At 33.4% G+C, this 18,728-nt stretch carries 17 protein-coding genes; 9 read left to right on the top strand and 8 right to left on the bottom strand.

From position 1 onward, the window contains the following. The first annotated feature begins 68 nt into the window (after positions 1-68). Positions 69-2,372, top strand: coding sequence for a patatin-like phospholipase family protein (locus OZP06_RS09640; RefSeq protein WP_281323653.1), 2,304 nt, complete (start codon positions 69-71; stop codon positions 2,370-2,372). Between the two features lie 117 nt (positions 2,373-2,489). On the opposite strand, the gene rpmA is transcribed toward OZP06_RS09640, so the two are convergent. Beyond that, positions 2,490-2,750, bottom strand: a complete 261-nt coding sequence (gene rpmA, locus OZP06_RS09635) for a 50S ribosomal protein L27 (protein WP_269221678.1) — start codon at positions 2,748-2,750, stop codon at positions 2,490-2,492. Positions 2,751-2,772: 22 nt separating this feature from the next. Beyond that, positions 2,773-3,201, bottom strand: coding sequence for a 50S ribosomal protein L21 (rplU, locus tag OZP06_RS09630; protein WP_269221677.1), 429 nt, complete (start codon positions 3,199-3,201; stop codon positions 2,773-2,775). A gap of 260 nt (positions 3,202-3,461) precedes the next feature. Between rplU and OZP06_RS09625 the strand changes: the two genes are divergently transcribed. Beyond that, entirely contained in the window at positions 3,462-4,787 is a 1,326-nt protein-coding gene (locus OZP06_RS09625; protein WP_281323652.1) for a pitrilysin family protein, read from the top strand. Between the two features lie 12 nt (positions 4,788-4,799). After that, positions 4,800-6,848 (top strand): pitrilysin family protein, encoded by a 2,049-nt coding sequence (locus OZP06_RS09620; RefSeq protein ID WP_281323651.1) that lies wholly within the window; start codon positions 4,800-4,802, stop codon positions 6,846-6,848. Positions 6,849-7,058: 210 nt separating this feature from the next. On the opposite strand, the gene OZP06_RS09615 is transcribed toward OZP06_RS09620, so the two are convergent. Then, positions 7,059-7,925, bottom strand: a complete 867-nt coding sequence (locus OZP06_RS09615; protein ID WP_269221676.1) for a DMT family transporter — start codon at positions 7,923-7,925, stop codon at positions 7,059-7,061. Between the two features lie 108 nt (positions 7,926-8,033). Between OZP06_RS09615 and OZP06_RS09610 the strand changes: the two genes are divergently transcribed. Beyond that, positions 8,034-8,414: a heavy metal-associated domain-containing protein gene (locus OZP06_RS09610; protein ID WP_269221675.1), complete on the top strand. Its 381-nt coding sequence runs from the start codon at positions 8,034-8,036 to the stop codon at positions 8,412-8,414. Between the two features lie 72 nt (positions 8,415-8,486). Here the strand turns inward: OZP06_RS09610 and gldD are convergent, their stop codons facing one another. The 5 genes from gldD to mutY form a co-directional block, all read right to left on the bottom strand. Beyond that, positions 8,487-9,050, bottom strand: a complete 564-nt coding sequence (gene gldD, locus OZP06_RS09605; protein WP_269221674.1) for a gliding motility lipoprotein GldD — start codon at positions 9,048-9,050, stop codon at positions 8,487-8,489. A gap of 7 nt (positions 9,051-9,057) precedes the next feature. Beyond that, positions 9,058-10,353, bottom strand: a complete 1,296-nt coding sequence (locus OZP06_RS09600; protein ID WP_269221673.1) for a gliding motility-associated protein GldE — start codon at positions 10,351-10,353, stop codon at positions 9,058-9,060. A 23-nt stretch (positions 10,354-10,376) separates the two neighbouring features. Then, the gene (ssb, locus tag OZP06_RS09595; protein WP_281238073.1) at positions 10,377-10,817 is read right to left on the bottom strand and encodes a single-stranded DNA-binding protein; all 441 of its coding nucleotides are present in this window, start codon (positions 10,815-10,817) and stop codon (positions 10,377-10,379) included. Positions 10,818-10,954: 137 nt separating this feature from the next. Beyond that, complete coding sequence (locus tag OZP06_RS09590) at positions 10,955-12,124, bottom strand: hypothetical protein (protein ID WP_269221672.1); 1,170 nt, start codon at positions 12,122-12,124, stop codon at positions 10,955-10,957. Positions 12,125-12,431: 307 nt separating this feature from the next. Next, positions 12,432-13,469 (bottom strand): A/G-specific adenine glycosylase, encoded by a 1,038-nt coding sequence (mutY, locus tag OZP06_RS09585; protein ID WP_269221671.1) that lies wholly within the window; start codon positions 13,467-13,469, stop codon positions 12,432-12,434. 133 nt (positions 13,470-13,602) lie between these two features. Between mutY and OZP06_RS09580 the strand changes: the two genes are divergently transcribed. The 5 genes from OZP06_RS09580 (at position 13,603) to OZP06_RS09560 (ending at position 18,728) form a co-directional block, all read left to right on the top strand. Continuing rightward, positions 13,603-13,893, top strand: coding sequence for an HU family DNA-binding protein (locus OZP06_RS09580; protein WP_035634379.1), 291 nt, complete (start codon positions 13,603-13,605; stop codon positions 13,891-13,893). 391 nt (positions 13,894-14,284) lie between these two features. Further along, a complete protein-coding gene (locus OZP06_RS09575) occupies positions 14,285-15,829 on the top strand; it encodes a ribonuclease E/G (RefSeq protein ID WP_269221670.1) in 1,545 nt (514 codons plus the stop codon). Positions 15,830-16,106: 277 nt separating this feature from the next. Then, positions 16,107-16,829 carry a phosphatase PAP2 family protein gene (locus OZP06_RS09570; protein WP_281323650.1) on the top strand — a complete coding sequence of 241 codons (723 nt, stop codon included), beginning with the start codon at positions 16,107-16,109 and terminating at the stop codon, positions 16,827-16,829. Beyond that, complete coding sequence (locus OZP06_RS09565; RefSeq protein ID WP_269221669.1) at positions 16,816-17,193, top strand: GtrA family protein; 378 nt, start codon at positions 16,816-16,818, stop codon at positions 17,191-17,193. Before OZP06_RS09570 ends, OZP06_RS09565 begins: the two co-directional genes overlap by 14 nt. Then, the gene (locus OZP06_RS09560) at positions 17,193-18,728 is read left to right on the top strand and encodes a glycosyltransferase family 39 protein (protein ID WP_281323649.1); all 1,536 of its coding nucleotides are present in this window, start codon (positions 17,193-17,195) and stop codon (positions 18,726-18,728) included. Before OZP06_RS09565 ends, OZP06_RS09560 begins: the two co-directional genes overlap by 1 nt.

Raw genomic sequence — 18,728 nt, 5'->3', positions numbered from 1 at the left:
AGAAGTAAAACTGACTCAATTCCTGAACATTCTTAAACTTTACGCCCTTGAAAAAAAAATGCTGTTTATTGGTCTTATTATTTTCACTAGCACTTTCTCAAGTTATTTCTGCACAAGAAAAAAAACCTAAAGTAGTTTTGGTATTAAGTGGAGGCGGTGCCAAAGGTATTGCACATATACCTCTTTTACAAACCTTAGACTCCTTACACATTGTTCCCGACCTTATAGTTGGAAACAGTATGGGAAGTGTTATTGGAGGCTTGTATGCTATGGGATATTCTGGTGACAGTATTGCAAATATTACCAAAAACATAGATTGGGACAAATTACTAGGAGGAGGAATGTCTTTAAAAAGTGTTAGCGTTGAAGAAAAAAGTGAGTTTCAACGCTATTTAGTCGGTATAGGAATAAAAGATGGAAAACCAAATAGTGTTAGTTCTATATTAAACGACCAAAATTTAAGAGAATATCTTTCTGAGTTAACCTTCCCTGTATACAATATTAAAGATTTCGACAATTTGTCAATCCCTTTTAGAGCAATGGCTACCGATTTAGTATATGGTAAAGAAATTGTTCTAAGCAAAGGAAGCTTAGCCTATGCCATGCGCGCAAGCATGTCTTTACCCGCGGTATTCAAACCCATGCCTTACGATGAAACAATCTTGGTAGACGGCGGTGTAATGAATAATTTTCCGACTGATGTTGCCAAACAAATGGGAGCTGATATCATAATTGGTAGTGATGTTGGAGGAGGAATGGAACCCAAAGACAAACTGGACAGTTTTCTAACTGTATTAATGCAAACGAGTATGTTTCCTAGTAACATCAAAGATCCAGAAAATCGAAAACTCTGTAACATCTTAATAGACCACATGCCGAATTTGCGCTTTTCTACAGCAGATTTTGCAAAAAGCAATGAAATCTACAAAGATGGTAAGATAGCCACAAACCTTAATCTAAATGCATTAGTTACTTTATCCGAAAAATTAAAAGGATACAAACAACGAACACATGAATTACCAAAAGTCTCGAACGAATTTATCATCGATACCATTGTTTATAAAAATATTAGCAAGGAAAACATTCCACTTGTAATCGCGAGAACAAACATTAAAACACATACAAAATATACAACCAAAGATTTGATTGAAGGCATCAATAGAGCCATGGGCACCAATCTTTTCACTCAAATCACCTATAGCTACTTTTTAAAAAATGGAGACAAACTTGGACTTCTATTAAATGGTTTTGAATATGCAAAAAATCAAATCAATGCATCACTTCATTTTGACACCTATAGAGGCGTTGGTTTAATTCTTAATTACACAGCAAGAAACGTTTTAGCAGAATCATCTCGGTTAATTATTACTGGAGACATTGCCGAACAACCAAAAGTTAGAATTGATTTTCAGAAAAATTTTGGAAAAAAGAAAGACTGGTGGTGGGGATCCGAATTGTATGGTGCTTTTCTAAATCAAGAAATTTTTATTAATGGAAAATCTGCAGACAATATGAAATACAATACATTCGAATTCAACAATGAGGCAAATCTGAATCTGAATTCTCTTAAAAGCTATGTTGGTTTTGGATTAAACTACCTATTCACTGAGGTAAAACCTAAAAACGACCCTAAATTAAATCCGAATATACTTTCCTTAAATAATTATAACTATGAAAACATTGAGATAAATGCTCATTATTCTTATAATGATATGGACAAAGTTTTTTTTGCTACTAATGGCACTATTCTAAAAGCAAACATAAACCATTCCCTTTTAAGCAATGCTAGCATTAATTTCACTGATCCCAATTATATAGATCCTTCAGGACCTACAAATGGATATACGAAAATGGGTTTTACATTTGAGAAAAGATTTAAACTAAAAAACAAAACAACTTATATAATGGGGTTTGACTCCAACTTTATTTTCCAAGATGATCTCAAAGAGAATGAAATTTCTTTCTCAGATTATGGCTATGCAGCAAAAAATTTCCTTGGGGGAATTATACCTTGTTCTGGAAGCAATCGCTATGCGTTACCTGGATTATATGAAGATGAACTGAGTGTAACTCAATTTATGGGAGTTCGCTTGGGAGTACAATTTAATCCGACTGGCAAAATCTATCTTACTCCTCATTTTAACATTGCTTCTGTTGGGTTTGATAATTTTAACGATTATATAGGCAATGCATTTTTCCCAAAAGGGAATTGGGATTATAACAAAGAAACTAGCTTTTTAATGTCAGGAGGAGGCACAATATCATATCAATCCATTTTAGGTCCAATTCACTTTGATACTTCATGGATTAACAATATCGACAAAGTAAGATTGTTTTTTAGCGTTGGTTTTTCATTTAATCCATCAAATTAAGCCAGACAATCTTAATAAAAACAGCACCAATTACAATAATAAAAATTTATACCAGATCTAACAAAAAAAACCCGCTTCTTTCGAAACGGGTTTTGAAATGCTATTAAATCTTTATGATTATGCTTCAAATGGAAGTATAGAAACATAAGATTTATTATCTTTTTTCTTTTGGAAGGCAACAACACCATCAACTCTTGCATGTAAAGTATGATCTTTACTAATGTAAACGTTTTCACCTGGATTATGTTTTGAACCTCTTTGTCTTACGATGATGTTCCCAGCAATAGCAGCTTGACCACCAAAAATCTTAACGCCTAAACGTTTTGATTCTGATTCTCTACCATTCTTCGAACTACCGACACCTTTCTTGTGAGCCATGACGTATTAGTTTATTTTGTTATTATTCTTGTGTATCTTCTTTTTTAGCTTTAGGAGCTTTTTTTACTTTAGGAGCTACTGCTTCTTCTGTAGTTGCTTCAACAGCTGCTTTTTTTGGAGCTGCTTTTTTAGCTGATCCACCTGCAGTAATACCTTCAATTACAATTTGAGTAAGATATTGTCTGTGACCGTTTCTCTTTTTGTACCCTTTTCTTCTTTTCTTTTTGAAAACGATAACTTTATCTCCTTTTAAGTGTTGTAACACTTTAGCTTCTACTGAAGCACCTTCTATAGCTGGGGCGCCTATTGTGATTGAACCGTTGTCGTCTACTAAATAAACTTTGTCAAAAGAAACTTTTGAACCTTCTTCATTTGCTAAACGGTGAACGTAAACCTTTAGGTCTTTGCTAACTTTAAACTGTTGCCCTGCTATCTCTACGATTGCATACATACTGAATTGTTTTAATAATTTTTAAGGTTGCAAATATACAATTAAATATTTACCCTGCAATCCTTTAATAAAAAAATATTACTAGTATGATTTAAAGCAACTTTATGCCTCTTTTGATCGAAATTAATCTCGATTCAGTAAAATAATGTTAATTCTTTATTAAAGTAGAATAACCTTACTTTTGTAGCACAAAAAAAAGTAATTTTGATGTAACTAAAATCTATTAAAACTACTAATAGAGAATAAAATTATTAATCTTTATGAAAAAATCAATAATGATGTTAAGTGCTGCATTAATGTTAGGCGGAGTTGCTTCGGCTCAAAAAGTAGCTTTCGAAGAATACGATTTAGACAATGGACTACATGTTATATTACACCACGACGCATCTGCACCAGTCGTAATCACATCTGTAATGTACCATGTAGGCGCCAAGGACGAAAACCCAGACCGAACTGGCTTTGCTCATTTTTTTGAGCACTTACTGTTCGAAGGAACACAAAATATTAAAAGAGGGGAATGGTTTAAGATTGTAACTTCGAATGGAGGAACCAACAATGCCAATACCACAGACGATAGAACTTACTATTATGAAATATTCCCATCCAATAATTTAGAATTAGGACTTTGGATGGAATCCGAAAGATTAATGCATCCGATCATTAACAAGATTGGAGTAGACACTCAAAATGAAGTTGTAAAAGAAGAAAAAAGAACAAGTTATGACAACCGCCCTTATGGAAACATTCTTTCGGCTGTTAAAGAAAATATGTTCAAAAACCACCCGTATCGCTGGACAACCATTGGCTCTATGAAAGATTTGGATGCTGCAACACTAGAAGAGTTTCAAGCTTTCAACAAAAAATTCTACTTACCCAACAACGCCGTTTTGGTAGTTGCAGGTGATTTTGAGAAAAAACAAGCCAAAGAATGGGTTCAAAAATATTTTGGCCCAATTGCTAAAGGCGAAGTAATTCCTAAGAAAACATTCTTAGAAGAACCAATTACACAAACCATAAAAGCTACTTACGAAGATCCAAACATTCAAATCCCAATGTTGGTGGCCAGTTACCGAACTCCTTCTATGAAAAGCAGAGATGCTCGAGTATTAGACTTAATTTCTTCCTACTTAAGCGATGGAAAAAGCTCTAAATTATACAAAAAAGTAGTAGATGAGAAAAAAATAGCCTTGCAAATTGGCGCAGTTGGTTTTAGTCAAGAAGATTATGGTATGTATATATTGTATGGCTTGCCAATGGGAAATTTTACCACTACGGACATTCTAAAAGAAATTGACGAAGAGATCGTAAAAATTCAAACCGATTTGATTTCTGAAAACGATTATCAAAAACTACAAAACAAGTTTGACAATAATTTTGTCAATACCAATTCAACGATCGAAGGTATTGCCAATAATCTTGCCTCTTTTTACTTACTGTATAAAGACGTAAACTTAATCAATACAGAAATCGAACTGTATCATTCCATTACACGTGAAGAGATAAGAGCCGTTGCACAAAAATACCTAAATCCAAATCAGCGTTTACTTTTAGATTATATACCCGCCAAAGCTAAACCTCTTAACTAAGAAACCGATATCATGAAAAAAACAAGTATACTATTCATCCTTTTATTTCTAACAGGAATCATGCAAGCACAAGATCGCACGCAACCCAAACCAGGAAAATCACCAATTATAAATATCAAAAAACCACAGACCTTTGTTTTGGCCAATGGCATGAAAGTACTGGTTGTAGAAAATCATAAATTACCAAGAGTTTCCTTTAATTTAACTTTGGATAATGCTCCTTTTACTGAAGGCAACAAAAAAGGCGTTGATGAATTGACCAGTAATCTAATTGGCAATGGTAGTAAAAAAACAAACAAAGTAGCTTTCAATGAAGAAATTGACTTTCTGGGGGCAGATATCAGTTTCAGTTCTCATGGCGCTACCGCAAACTCTCTTTCTAAATATGGCGGCAGAGTATTAGAGCTAATGGCAGAAGGCGCATTACACCCAAACTTCACTCAAGAAGAATTTGACAAAGAAAAAGCCAAATTAATCGAAGGAATGAAATCAGAAGAAAAAAGTGTTCCTGCAATTGCCAATCGTGTAGTTGATGCTTTAGCATACGGTAAAAACCATCCATCCGGAGAATTTATGACCGAAGCAACCTTAAACAATGTTACTCTTGCAGATGTTGAAGCAAATTACAAATCCTACTTTGTTCCTGAAAATGCATATTTAATAATCATTGGAGATGTAAAATACAATAATGTAAAAGTTGCTGTAGAAAAATTATTTGGTACATGGGAGAAAAAAAACACTCCAAAAACGACTTATGACACTCCGATAAACGTATCAAATTTACAAATCAATTTAGTTGATGTGCCTAATGCAGTACAGTCTGAAATCACATTGGTAAACACTGTAGATTTAAAAATGGGAGATCCTGACTTTTTCCCGGCAGTAATCGCAAACCAAATATTAGGAGGCGATTTCAACAGTTATCTAAATATGAATCTACGCGAAAAACATGCTTGGACATATGGAGCAAGATCAAATGTAGGAGCTGGAAAATACACTTCAAAATTCTTTGCCAAATCTGCTGTAAGAAATGCAGTAACAGATAGCGCCGTAGTAGAATTTGTCAAAGAAATCAAAAGAATCCGTACCGAAAAAGTAAGCGATGAAGTCCTAGCAACCGTAAAAGCTGGTTATATTGGTAGATTTGTTATGCAAGTTGAAAAACCTCAAACTGTAGCACGATATGCCTTAAACATCGAAACCGAAAAACTTCCCGCAGATTTTTACGAAAAATACATTCAAACCATTAACGCAGTAACTGCTGACGATGTATTGCGTGTGGCCAACAAATATTTCCTTATTGACAACATCCGAATTGTAATTGCTGGAAAAGGATCCGAGATTGCTTCAGGATTGGAAAAACTAAAAATTCCGATGTTTTATTTTGACAAATACGGAACGCCTCTTGAAAAACCAGTTTTGAAAAAAGAAATTCCGGTTGGAGTTACAGCCAAAACCGTTTTTGAAAATTACATCAAAGCTATTGGTGGAGAGAAAGCAGTTGCATCTGTTAAATCCATAGCTATGGTTGGATCGACAACTATTCCACAAGCACCCGCTCCATTAACCTATACTTCCAAAACAGACGTTAAAGGAAATTCAATGGTAGAAATTGCAATGGGAGCCATGAGTATGATGAAGCAAGTAATCAATCAAAAGGGAGCCTATGCAATGCAACAAGGACAACGCAAAGATTTCACAGGTGCCGAATTGGCCGAAATGAAAGCAGCAGCAACTCCATTTGAAGAAGTACTTTTGTTAAAAAATCCTGCTTTGACCATCGACCGTATTGAAACCATCAACGGAAACGATACTTATGCCATCAAAAACGGGAAAAACACTTATTTCTACGACACCAAAACTGGTCTAAAACTTGCTGAATCCAAAACCATTGAGCAAGGTGGACAAACAATGACGGTAACTACAAATTTTGGAGATTACAAAGAAGTAAAAAGCATAAAAGTACCTTTCAACATCATCCAAAATGTAGGTATCGAACTAGACATCAAAATGTCTGAAATCACTATCAACGAAGGAGTAAAAGATACCGATTTTCAATAATCAAAATCTCACTTAAATTACTAAAGACTGTCTTAATCGGCAGTCTTTTTTTTGTAAAAAAATTGGGGTGTGCCACCATTAAGCAAAGGGGGCAACTTATCGGACCGCTTATTCGCCCCCTTTGCTTAATGCTGTCGGGCTATTGCCGTTACTTCGGTAACTTGGCGCTATCCCTCACACGGCTTTACGGTATTAAAGACCAATTTTAAACTATTTCTTAGCAGACAAATAAACCCCAATCAAAATCACAAAAGCACCAACACCCTGAACAGGAGTTAACATTTCATGATCCAACAACCCCCAAAAGAAAGCCACTACAGGAATTAAATACGTTACCGATGTCGCAAAAACAGGTGATGAAATTTGAATCAGCTTAAAGAAAATAATATTGGCAATACCGGTTCCAACCACACCAAGCACAAGAATAAACAATAAAGAATGTTGTACTTTTTCTACCTGAACTACATCAAAAAAACCAGTGAAAAACAAAATTCCCAAAGCTGGGAAAAGCAATATCAAAAAATTTCCTGTTGTGATGCTCAAAGGCGTCAAATCCGACAAATACTTTTTAAGCAAATTGACATTTATAGCATAACAAATCGATGCAATCAAAACCAAAATTGCATAATAATAATTTTGTTCCGGATGATTTACAGCACCATTAAAAACCAAAAGCATACTTCCCAAAAGTCCAATAACAACTCCCCAAATCTGACTTCTTCTAAAAGTTATCCCAAAAAAAGCCGCTCCCAAAATCAAGGTATTCAGTGGGGTCAAAGAATTTAAAATCGCCGTAATAGAACTGTCAATCTGAGTTTCGGCAATCGCAAAAAGATAAGCAGGAACAAATGTACCAAACACAGAAGTCAACGCTATATATTTCCATTGATGATGCGGAATTTTAATCAAACTCTTAAATCCAATGAGCAGCAAAAAAAGGGCTGCAAAAATAATTCGCAAAGAACCCAACTGAAAAGCAGTTAATCCTACTAATCCCTTTTTGATCAATATAAAAGAGCTTCCCCAAATTAGGGCAAGTACAAACAAATAAACCCACTTCAACTGCTTTGTCATCATAAACACTATTTTGATGCAAAATTGTAATAATTTTAGAAACTTCCACTCCTTTTTTTATTAATTTTGCAATCAATTACAAGAAACTAAATCAATTAAAAACTTATCATAATGAATTTCACAAAATCAATTGCAATCATAGCGCTTTCGAGTTTGCTTTTTGCTAGTTGCAAAGACAACAAAACAGAAGCAAAAACAGAAACTGCTACAACAGAAACTGCCGCACCGAAAGTCAAAAAGGAAATTGCTGCAGCAAATTTACAAACAGCAAGTTTCACTATCGAAGGAATGACTTGTGCTGTAGGATGTGCAGCAACAATTCAGGACGAATTAAACGGATTAGACGGTGTTCAAACTGCAAAAGTTGATTTTGACAAAAAACTGGCTACAGTTACTTTTGACAAAACGGTTCAAACTCCAGAAAGTCTGACCAAAGTAGTTCAAGCTACAGGCGATGGAAAAACATACAAAGTTTTGAATATGAAATCATAAAAAGACTTGACTTTTACAAAAAAAGCATTCGTTATTGGCGAATGCTTTTTTTATTGATTTCAATATAGAATTTTATTTCCACTTCAAAGTTTCCATAAGGCGTTGCATGTCATTTTTGATATAACTCGCGGCTGGCATAATGGAATCAAAATTGGGTTTGGCATAAAAATAAACCGAACCCGTTACGAAATGCTTTATACTATCAGTAGCATAAAACTGTGAATTGGTAGCAGCGTTTCCATCGACTTGATAAAACATACCATACACTTTTTTGTCTGGATTTATATACGGTTGTTCCAATATATCATCGGCTTTGATAACGTGCTCATAAGTTAACTTCTGAGCGTCTCTAAGTAATTTATTCATATTATTACTTACGGGTTTATAAGTCAAATAAATAGTCGCTTTCATTTTTGGATAGGTAATCGAATAACCGCAATCTTTATCTTCCTTAACAATTGCTTTTGAATTCATATCAAATTCAAATGGACAATTTCCTTTATAAGTAATATAATCTGCTTCAGGATAATCCAGTCGTAAGTAACTGGAAGGTTTTGGCAAAACATCATTTTTACACCCTACTACAGAAAAGAAGAATACAAAGAGTAGTGCTATGACAGTAATTTTTTTAAGCATTTTTATTTTATTCAATTGTTACTTTAATTTGTTTAACTCGCTTTTGATCAACAGATTCAATCACAAACGTACAGTTTTCGAAAACCATTTTTTGCCCCTTTTTAGGGAAATTACCTAAAATCTCTAGAATAAAACCAGCCAAAGTTTCTGCTTCTCCTTTTTGTTCATCGAATAAATCTTCATCTACATCAATAATTCTGTAAAAATCCTTTAGGTTTATTTTGCCTTCAAAAATATAATTTTTATCATCTATTTTAGAAAAATTAACAGGAGCATCGTCAAATTCATCGCTAATCTCACCAACTATCTCTTCTATTACATCTTCTAAGGAAACTAATCCTGAAGTTCCTCCATATTCATCGACAACAATAGCCAAATGGCTTTTCATACTCTGAAAGTCTTTGAGCAAATTATCCAGTTTTTTATTTTCGGGTACAAAAAACGGCTCTCGCAATAAGGTTGTCCATTCAAACGCTGCATCATTAATAAAAGGAAGCAAATCTTTAACAAATAAAACACCTTCTATTTGATCAATATTATCTCGATATACTGGAATTCTAGAGAATCCCTTTTCTATTATTTTGACACAAATTTCAGCAAATGGTTCCGTGATTTCCAAAGCAAAAACGTCAATTCTCGGGCTCATTACCTGCTTGGTATCGGTATTTCCAAAAGAGACAATCCCTTCCAATATTTTCTGCTCTTCGGTTGAAGTTTCATCAGTAGCGGTTAATTCTAAAGCTTGAGACAACTGGTCTATTGAAAAATTTGATTTTTGTTTACCCAATTTATTTTGCAAAAATAAAGTTACCGAACGCATTGGCGTACTTATAGGTGATAAGATTTTATCCAATCCAGAAATAGGGTAAGCAATTAGTTGAGCAAATTTTATATTATTACGACTGGCGTAAACTTTGGGTAAAACTTCACCAAAAAGCAATAACAAGAAAGTAACCAAAATCACTTCCGCTATAAATTTTAAAACTGGAGAATGTATCGTTGCAAAAACATCTTTTCCAACAAAAGAAAACAAAATAACAACTGCTATATTTATAAAATTGTTGGCTACGAGTAATGTCGCTAAGAGTTTTTTGGGTTTCTCCAAAAGGGCTGAAATTATTTTTCCTTTTGAATTATTTTCTAAAATAGAATCCTCTAAATCTTTTTGTGATAAGGAAAACAATGCAACTTCGGCACCTGAAACTAATGCAGAACAGAATAACAAAATTATGATTCCGATAAAACCGAAAACTAAAGTAAAATCAACTTGAGAAGCAATCTCTAAACTGGGCTCTGGGTCCAAATTAAAATGAATTAGTTAAACAATTAAAACGGCAAGTCATTGATAGGCAAACCGTTATTTTGAGGGTCAAAGTTAGTGTTTTTTGTGGATTCAGAAGAATTTATTGCTTTATTGCTTTCGGTATCTTTTTTGGTGGTCAAAAAAGTAAACTCGGTTACTTGAATTTCTATGGTATGTTTGGTAGAACCATCTTCAGCTTGCCATTGTCTGGATTTGATACGCCCCTCAACGTAAATCTTATCTCCCTTAGAAAGGTATTTTTCACATATTTCGGCGGCTTTATTACGCACTACTAGATTGTGCCACTCCGTAGAAGTGATTTTTTCATTGGTGGTTTTATTGACATACACTTCATTGGTAGCCAATTGAAATCTTCCAATGCAGTTTCCCCCGTCAAAATAATGCATTTTGACATCGTCACCAAGATGACCTATAAGCATTACTTTATTTAATGTTCCGTTCATGATTGAGTGGTATTTCTACCAAAGGTACATTTTTTTTGAAAACTATTTTTATGCGATTTATTTAAAAAATCAGTTCCAATTCTATATCCCTAAAATACTTCATCTTACAAATTTCAAATCACCCTTTATACAAAAAACTACTTCCCACTTTTTTTAATCAAAGCCCAAACACTTTCGTTAAAATTAGCTTTATTTATCCCTGTTAGTTTTTCCAATACTTTAAAATAGTTGTCATTGGTTTTTTCATATTTACCACAATTCAACAATTCTATAACAGCTGTAAATCCTTTTTCTTTTTCGATTTTATCAACGATTAAAGCGTTAATCAAATAACTTACTATTAAATGTTTTTCTTTGCTTTCGCCAAAATTATAAAAGCCATCGTACAAGTTTAACCAATCGGATTTGGGATTGGAAGCTACTTTTTCTTTAAATGTTTTTAGGATTTGCGACCAACTAATCCCCCAGCTTCCACCATAAAGATAAGCACAACCTTCATCTACGGGTTTGTTGATTGTATTTTTGGGAAAGGCATTTCGAACCCTTTCGTGCCATAAATCGTGTGGATCAAATCCGTTGAAATTGGTATTGTATGTTCCATTTACCAATAAAGTGGTGTTATTTTCATTGGCATTAATTGTACTAACAGAGCGTCCATTATATTCTAATTTGTATAAAACCCCAATGTTTTGCATGACCTCTGGCATATCATTACAGCCATACCAATCAATATTACTTTGGGACGCGTTAAGCTTCTTATCAAAAAAAGCGATGTCTTTGACATACTCAGCGGCAACCTTGGTATTTAATTCTTTTTTGTAATGAAAAATGGCATTCCCAATTTTTTTAGTTTGCCAAGAAAGCGTGTTGCGTTTCAAAGGGGATAAGAAATAGAATTTATCATCTCTATATTTAGCAAGAAATTCGAAACTACCAGATAAGATAGGAATGCTTTCACTTAGACCTATATAAGAAAGTTGAATTATGAAATTCGTTTTATCAATTTGTACCACATTGGTCAAATAGCCTTTGTAAAAAGAATCATTTTTTAATTTGGGGCTCTTTTCAATTCCTTTCAATTCATCTAGAAGAATTGAAGTTTCCAACAAATCTTCTTTCAATATATAAGTATTCTCTTTGTTGGGACTTTCTTTTTGATTTAAAAAACCATTTAAGGATTCCACCAATTGTTTGGCAACCAAAGTATCTTTTGGCAAAACAATATTTGCAGGAACAATTAAAGGATTGGTTTGTGCGAATACTGCTAATCCTAGATGCAGGCAAAATAAAAGTGTGATTTTTTTCAAAATAAAGTTTTTTAATTATCGAAAGATAGAAATATCCTACTTAAGAATCAAAAGGCTTTAATTTTTATTTAACATTCAAAGTGTTATTCCAAATTTGAACCATTTAATAATTTTAAGTTCACTTATGCATTAAGCTATTTTGATAGATTTCTATTTAAGCACTAAACAAGTCGTTTTACTGCTTGGGTGAGGGATGGAAGCAAGTTACCGAAGTAACGCGGACAGCCCGACGCTATAAACCAATGGAGCCGAATGAGCGCCCCTCTAAGTTGGCTCCATTGGTTTATAGGGTCACCCCCAACTAACTTTACAATTCCTTTTCAATAAAATTATGAATCACAATAGGGAATGGAAATGCTTTGACGGCTTCAATGTCAATTCCATTTTCGATTGCACCTTTTAGACTTGCTTTCCAAAACTTGATATGCAAGTGTTGGTGCGAGAGTTTATGAATGATACTTTCCTCATTATATTCTAACAGGCTTATCATTTCATTTTCATGAAAAAAGTGATATTGAATTTGCTGGGCTATTGTGTCGAAATTTTCAATTTTTTCGGTTTCAATCAACGGGAATTCGTAGAGATTATGCCAGATTCCTTTGGCTGTTCTCTTTTGGATTAAAGTGTTACCAAAATCATCCGTTGCGACTATATAATTAAAGTAACGGTTTCGAACTTTGGTTTTCTTGGATTTTACAGGTAATTGATCGACTTTCTTTTTTTGCAAAGCAGCGCAACTTGAATTGAAAATACAAATTGCACAATTGGGGCTTTTGGGAACACATTGCAGGGCGCCAAACTCCATAATGGCTTGGTTGAATTGTGCAGGGTTGTCTTTCGGCATTAATTCAAGAGCCAAAGCTGCGAATTCTTTTTTGGCGGAAGCTTGAGCAATATCCGTTTCTATATCAAAATAACGCGAAAGTACCCGAAATACATTTCCGTCTACCACAGGAACGCATTCATTATAGGAGAAAGATGCTATTGCAGCTGCGGTATACTCTCCAATTCCTTTCAGTTTTAACAAATCGTTATAATTATCAGGGAAAATGCCTCCCATTTCGAAAGCGACTGTTTGAGCTGTTTTGTGCAAATTTCTAGCACGAGAATAATATCCTAATCCTTGCCAAAGTTTTAGAACTTGCTCTTCATTGGCTTTTGCCAAATCAAAAACGGTTGGAAAAGCTGTTGTAAAAGAGAGAAAATAAGGCATTCCTTGGGTGACTCTTGTTTGTTGCAACATGATTTCGGAGAGCCAAATAGGGTATGGATTGGTTGTTTTTCGCCAAGGCAAATCGCGCTTGTTTTGTAAGTACCACTTTATTAACGTATTATGAAATTTCATTGTAAAATATTAGAAAACAAAAGTAATTGTTTATGTAATTAAAATTTAACGAATTAGGTTGATTTATTGTTTTTTAAATTCATATATTTGCAAACTCAAAAAAATTATTACAACATAATAAAAAGGAAAGAAAATGACGAAAGCAGATATCGTAGCGAAGATTTCGGAAAAATTAGGTCTTGAAAAAGGAGACGTGCAAGCAACTGTAGAGACTTTTATGAACGAAGTAAAAAACTCACTTGAAACTGGTGACAATGTTTACTTAAGAGGTTTCGGAAGTTTTATCGTTAAAACAAGAGCTGAAAAAACTGGAAGAAATATTTCCAAAAATACCACTATCAAAATTCCAGCACACAACATTCCTGCTTTTAAACCTGCGAAAGTTTTTGTTGAAGGAGTTAAAGTAAACAACGAAGCAAAATAACACTATTAATTAATCATAAAATCTATTAGATATGCCAAGTGGTAAAAAAAGAAAGAGACATAAGGTAGCGACGCACAAACGTAAAAAAAGAGCGAGAGCTAACCGTCACAAAAAGAAAAAGTAGTTTTAAACTACTTTTTTCTTTTTTAAGTTCATTGAAATTTGGGAAAACAGTTTGCAGAATCCAGTTTTTAGAAAGCAGTCAAAAATTGCAATCTAAGATCCTGATTCTGCAATCTAAAATCCCTCCCGGGTACAATACCTGTTAAATTATTGTTTAATCCATCTGTAAATAAGATTTCAGATTGCAGATTGTAGGTTGCAGATTTCATAAAATCCAAACTCTATTATTTAAACTCTATTATCTAAAAATACAGATAAAAATTTACAAATGAATAAAGAATTAATCATTCGATCTAGTTCTGATTTCGTAGATTTTGCCTTATTAAAAGATGGAAAACTAATTGAATTACACAAGGAAGAAGAGAAAAGCAATTTTCAAGTAGGCGATATTTTTATTGCCAAAATAAGAAAACCCGTTGCTGGACTTAACGCTGCTTTTGTAAATGTAGGCTTCGAAAAAGATGCTTTTTTACATTATCACGATTTAGGTCCAAACCTAGCTTCCCAACTGAAATTCATAAAACTTGTAAGCGCAGGTAAAATAAAAGATTTCTCCCTAAAAACCTTTCAGTTTGAAAAAGAAATAGACAAAAATGGCACGATTACAGATGTAATTAGTGCTAATCAGTCTGTTTTGGTACAAGTCGTCAAAGAACCAATATCAACCAAAGGACCAAGAATAAGCGCAGAGCTTTCCTTGGCCGGAAGATTTATTGTTTTGGTTCCGTTTTCTGACCGAGTTTCTATTTCACAAAAAATAGAAGACAAAAAAGAAAAGGAACGTTTGAAACGTCTTGTACAATCTGTCAAACCAAAAGGATTTGGTGTTATTGTTCGCACAGTAGCCGAAGGCAAAAGTACAGTAGAATTAGAAAAAGATTTGCAGAACCTGCTTAGCAGATGGAATGCAATGTGTAAAAAATTACCAACTGCTCATCATCCTTCCAAAGTATTAGGAGAGCTCAACAGAGCTTCTTCAATATTAAGAGATGTATTTAATGATACCTTCAGTGGTATTCAGATCGATGATGAAGAGTTGTACAACCAAACAAAGGATTACCTGCAAGAAATTGCACCATCCAAACAATCAATTGTTAAGTTCTATCAGTCCAAAGACACCCCGATTTTTGAGAAATACAATATAGAGAGACAAATCAAAACTTCATTTGGAAAAACCGTTTCCATGAGTAAAGGGGCTTACCTTATCATAGAACACACCGAAGCTCTGCACGTTATAGACGTAAACAGCGGAAACCGTTCTAACAAAGCTACCAACCAAGAGGACACAGCAATGGAAGTAAATATGATTGCAGCCGCCGAAATAGCAAGACAATTACGTCTTCGTGATATGGGCGGAATCATAGTTGTCGATTTTATCGATATGTCTAATCCAGAAAATCGTAAAGTCTTGTTCGACTTCTTGAGAGAAGAAATGAGCGACGATAAAGCAAAACATAAAATCTTACCACCGAGTAAATTTGGGTTGGTCCAAATTACCAGACAACGCGTAAGACCAGAAGTAAACATTAAAACTAGAGAAGAAGATCCAAACAATGAACATGGCGAAATTGAAGCGCCAATTTTAATCATTGACAAAATTGCTTCTGATTTGGAAAGAGTTTTAAAAATCCACAAAAACGTAGTGCTTAATGTACATCCTTTTGTGGCTGCTTACCTCAGCAAAGGTTTTCCATCAATACGTTCAAAATGGTTTTTTGAATATAAAAAATGGGTAAAAATCATACCACGTGACGCTTACACGTATTTAGAATATCATTTCTACGATAAAAAAGGAAATGTTATCAAAGAATAAAATAAAAACCGTCTCATTTTTTTAATGAGACGGTTTTTTTGTGCCTTATTGTGAAGGAAGCAAAGTAACTAGGAATAATTTCATCTGTTCGTTACAATCTCATGTGCCGAACACTGCCACATAAGGATTTTTACTGCCATCTGGGCTAGAAACATTCGCTATCAAAACAGCATGTTTCTTTACACTATATTTACGATTTCATCGAATTTTAATAATCTCATTTTAATCAATTAAAAATAGTAAGAGCTTACTTTTACCGTAATTAATTTCACGGAAAATGAAGACACTTTTAGAAATAATAAACAAAAACAACTTTTTTTATATTGGCAGTTTACTATTAATTTTTGTTTGCTGTTTGTTTTTATCCATTTATTCAAGAGCCGACGGTTTTATGTTTATGAATGGTTTTCATACCACTTTCTTAACAATCTTTTTTCAAAACATTACACTCTGCGGTGATGGTGCATTTAGTTTAATAGTGTTTACTATTATTTTAATTTCGTTTAAAAAGCACCGCAAATTAGCTATACTTTTATTACTTAGTTATGTAAGTTCTGGTATTTTATCTCAAATAATAAAGCTTTTTGTCACTTCGCCAAGACCGAGTGTTTATTTTGAATCCCATCATTATGCCTACTATTTGGATACTTTTTCAAATTGCAGAATCGGATTTCGCAGTTTTCCGTCAGGCCATACTGCTTCTGCATTTGCAATGGTCACCGTTTTTACAAATTATTTAAAAAAAAGACACATTTGGGCTTTTTCATTATTATTTGCAATAGTAGTAGGTTACTCGCGTATTTATTTGGCACATCATTTTTTAATTGATGTTCTGGCCGGAGCAATATTAGGCATTTTATCAGGAACTTTCAGCATTTTATGGTTCAAGAAAAATCAAATAAAAATCAAAAAAAGGACAAGACAATTCACAAGAAAATTTAACTTAGTGATGCAAAATATAAAAACACAACATAAACCAAACATAAATGGATCTTATTAAATTTTTAAAATTTGGGTTGGTTGGCTTTTCTGGTTTAGTCATTGATTTTGCTATTACTTGGATTTGCAAAGAAAAATTATTATTCAACAAATACCTTTCCAACTCATTTGGATTCTTATTTGGCGTTGTAAACAACTATATTTTGAATAAATATTTTACTTTTCACAATAACGATAACCACGTTGCTACACAATTTTTGAGCTTTTTGATTATTTCCATAATTGGTTTTTTATTAAACACTTCTTTCCTTTATTTACTTCAAAAAAATACCAAAATCAATTTTTATGTTTGCAAAGCGATTGTAACTATAATTGTTTTCTTTTGGAATTTTACAGCTAACTCATTGTATACTTTTAAACTATAATGCAAGAAAAACAACAATTAGTTTTAATTATAACTATTGCAACATTTGTTCGATGTATTATTGCATTATCCATTGGTCTAGGCAATGATGAAGTATATTACCTCACATACGCCCAACACCTGCAATGGAACTATTTTGATCATCCGCCAATGGTTGCCTTATTGATCCGTCTAACTACTTTCAATCTCCATTTCACCAATGGGCTATTTGTTCGTTTGGGGGCGATTATTTTCGGAGCTATTAATACTTACCTAATTTATGATATATGCAAAGGAATCAAAAATAAAAAGGCCGGTATAATAGCCTCTCTACTGTATACTGGTTCTTTATATTCTAGTATAATTGCTGGGGTGTTTATTCTTCCAGATTCACCTCAATTGTTTTTTTGGTTGATTAGCGTTTACTTTCTAATTCAAATTGTTTCAGAGCAAGCCAATCAAACAAAAATAAACTACTCTCTTATTTCATTCGGTTTGTTTAGTGGATTATGCATCATGAGTAAAATTCATGGTGTATTTTTATGGGGAGGTTTTGGATTGTATATTTTATGTTACAAAAGAGATTTACTAAAGAATGATTATCTTTATTTAGGACTTGTAATCACTTTGCTCCTTATTTCACCAATCTTAATTTGGAACGTCGAAAATCATTTTATTACGTATACCTATCACAGTCAAAGAGTCACCATTAGTAGAGGAATTAACCCCTCAAGCTTTTTTAGAGAGTTTTTGGGAGGTGTTTTTTACAACAATCCTATCAATTACTTTTTGATAATTATTTCTTTAATTGTCGTTTGGAAAAACAAAATTGATATTGAAAAATCCATAAAGAAACTGCTTCTTTTCTTGAGTTTGCCTTTAATTACAATATTACTTATCCTCTCATTGTTCAGAGACACACTACCGCATTGGTCTGGACCCGCTTTTGTAACGCTGTTGATACTTGCTTCCTGCCACATTTCAGATGAAATAGAAAGAGTGAAGAAAACAAATTCCAGAATGAAAAAACTAGTATATTCCTCTTGTATATTGATTTTAACAATTGCACTTTCCGGAATTCTAATCATCAATTTTTATCCTGGAACCATTGGAAAAAAGGATGAAAAATCTTTAGGCAAAAAAGACTTTACACTTGATATGTACGATTGGAAATTCTTCAAAACTGAATTTAAAAAAATTCGCGATAAAGATCTACAATCAGGTTTAACAAAAACTACTTTCATCCTAAATAACAAATGGTTTCCGGGAGCACACATTGACAATTATATTGCACAACCTTTGGGTTTTGACTTTATTGCTTTAGGAAAACTGGAAGACATTCACACCTATGCTTGGTTGAATACCTATAGAAAACATCTTAAAACTGGAGATGATGCTTATTTCATAACTGTTTCGAATAGTTTTAGCGACCCAAAAGAACTTTATCAAAAGAGTTTCAATAAAATCAATGCTCCTATAGTTATCAAACAATTTAGAAATAAAAAACCAACACGAAATATGCTGGTTTATTTACTTCAGGATTATACCGGAGAATAA

It is taken from the genome of Flavobacterium sp. IMCC34518, assembly GCF_027111095.2.
Classification (GTDB): Bacteria; Bacteroidota; Bacteroidia; order Flavobacteriales; family Flavobacteriaceae; genus Flavobacterium; species Flavobacterium praedii.
The sequence above is the reverse complement of the archived record's forward strand: the minus strand, read 5'-3'. Positions and strand labels throughout refer to the sequence as shown.

Excerpts from the sequence above, each read along its gene's own strand:
- rpmA (WP_269221678.1), bottom strand. The coding sequence starts at position 2,750 with ATGGCTCACAAGAAAGGTGTCGGTAGTTCGAAGAATGGTAGAGAATCA.
- rplU (WP_269221677.1), bottom strand. The coding sequence starts at position 3,201 with ATGTATGCAATCGTAGAGATAGCAGGGCAACAGTTTAAAGTTAGCAAA.
- OZP06_RS09625 (WP_281323652.1), top strand. The coding sequence starts at position 3,462 with ATGAAAAAATCAATAATGATGTTAAGTGCTGCATTAATGTTAGGCGGA.
- OZP06_RS09620 (WP_281323651.1), top strand. The coding sequence starts at position 4,800 with ATGAAAAAAACAAGTATACTATTCATCCTTTTATTTCTAACAGGAATC.
- OZP06_RS09615 (WP_269221676.1), bottom strand. The coding sequence starts at position 7,925 with ATGATGACAAAGCAGTTGAAGTGGGTTTATTTGTTTGTACTTGCCCTA.
- OZP06_RS09610 (WP_269221675.1), top strand. The coding sequence starts at position 8,034 with ATGAATTTCACAAAATCAATTGCAATCATAGCGCTTTCGAGTTTGCTT.
- gldD (WP_269221674.1), bottom strand. The coding sequence starts at position 9,050 with ATGCTTAAAAAAATTACTGTCATAGCACTACTCTTTGTATTCTTCTTT.
- ssb (WP_281238073.1), bottom strand. The coding sequence starts at position 10,817 with ATGAACGGAACATTAAATAAAGTAATGCTTATAGGTCATCTTGGTGAC.
- mutY (WP_269221671.1), bottom strand. The coding sequence starts at position 13,469 with ATGAAATTTCATAATACGTTAATAAAGTGGTACTTACAAAACAAGCGC.
- OZP06_RS09580 (WP_035634379.1), top strand. The coding sequence starts at position 13,603 with ATGACGAAAGCAGATATCGTAGCGAAGATTTCGGAAAAATTAGGTCTT.
- OZP06_RS09575 (WP_269221670.1), top strand. The coding sequence starts at position 14,285 with ATGAATAAAGAATTAATCATTCGATCTAGTTCTGATTTCGTAGATTTT.
- OZP06_RS09570 (WP_281323650.1), top strand. The coding sequence starts at position 16,107 with ATGAAGACACTTTTAGAAATAATAAACAAAAACAACTTTTTTTATATT.
- OZP06_RS09565 (WP_269221669.1), top strand. The coding sequence starts at position 16,816 with ATGGATCTTATTAAATTTTTAAAATTTGGGTTGGTTGGCTTTTCTGGT.
- OZP06_RS09560 (WP_281323649.1), top strand. The coding sequence starts at position 17,193 with ATGCAAGAAAAACAACAATTAGTTTTAATTATAACTATTGCAACATTT.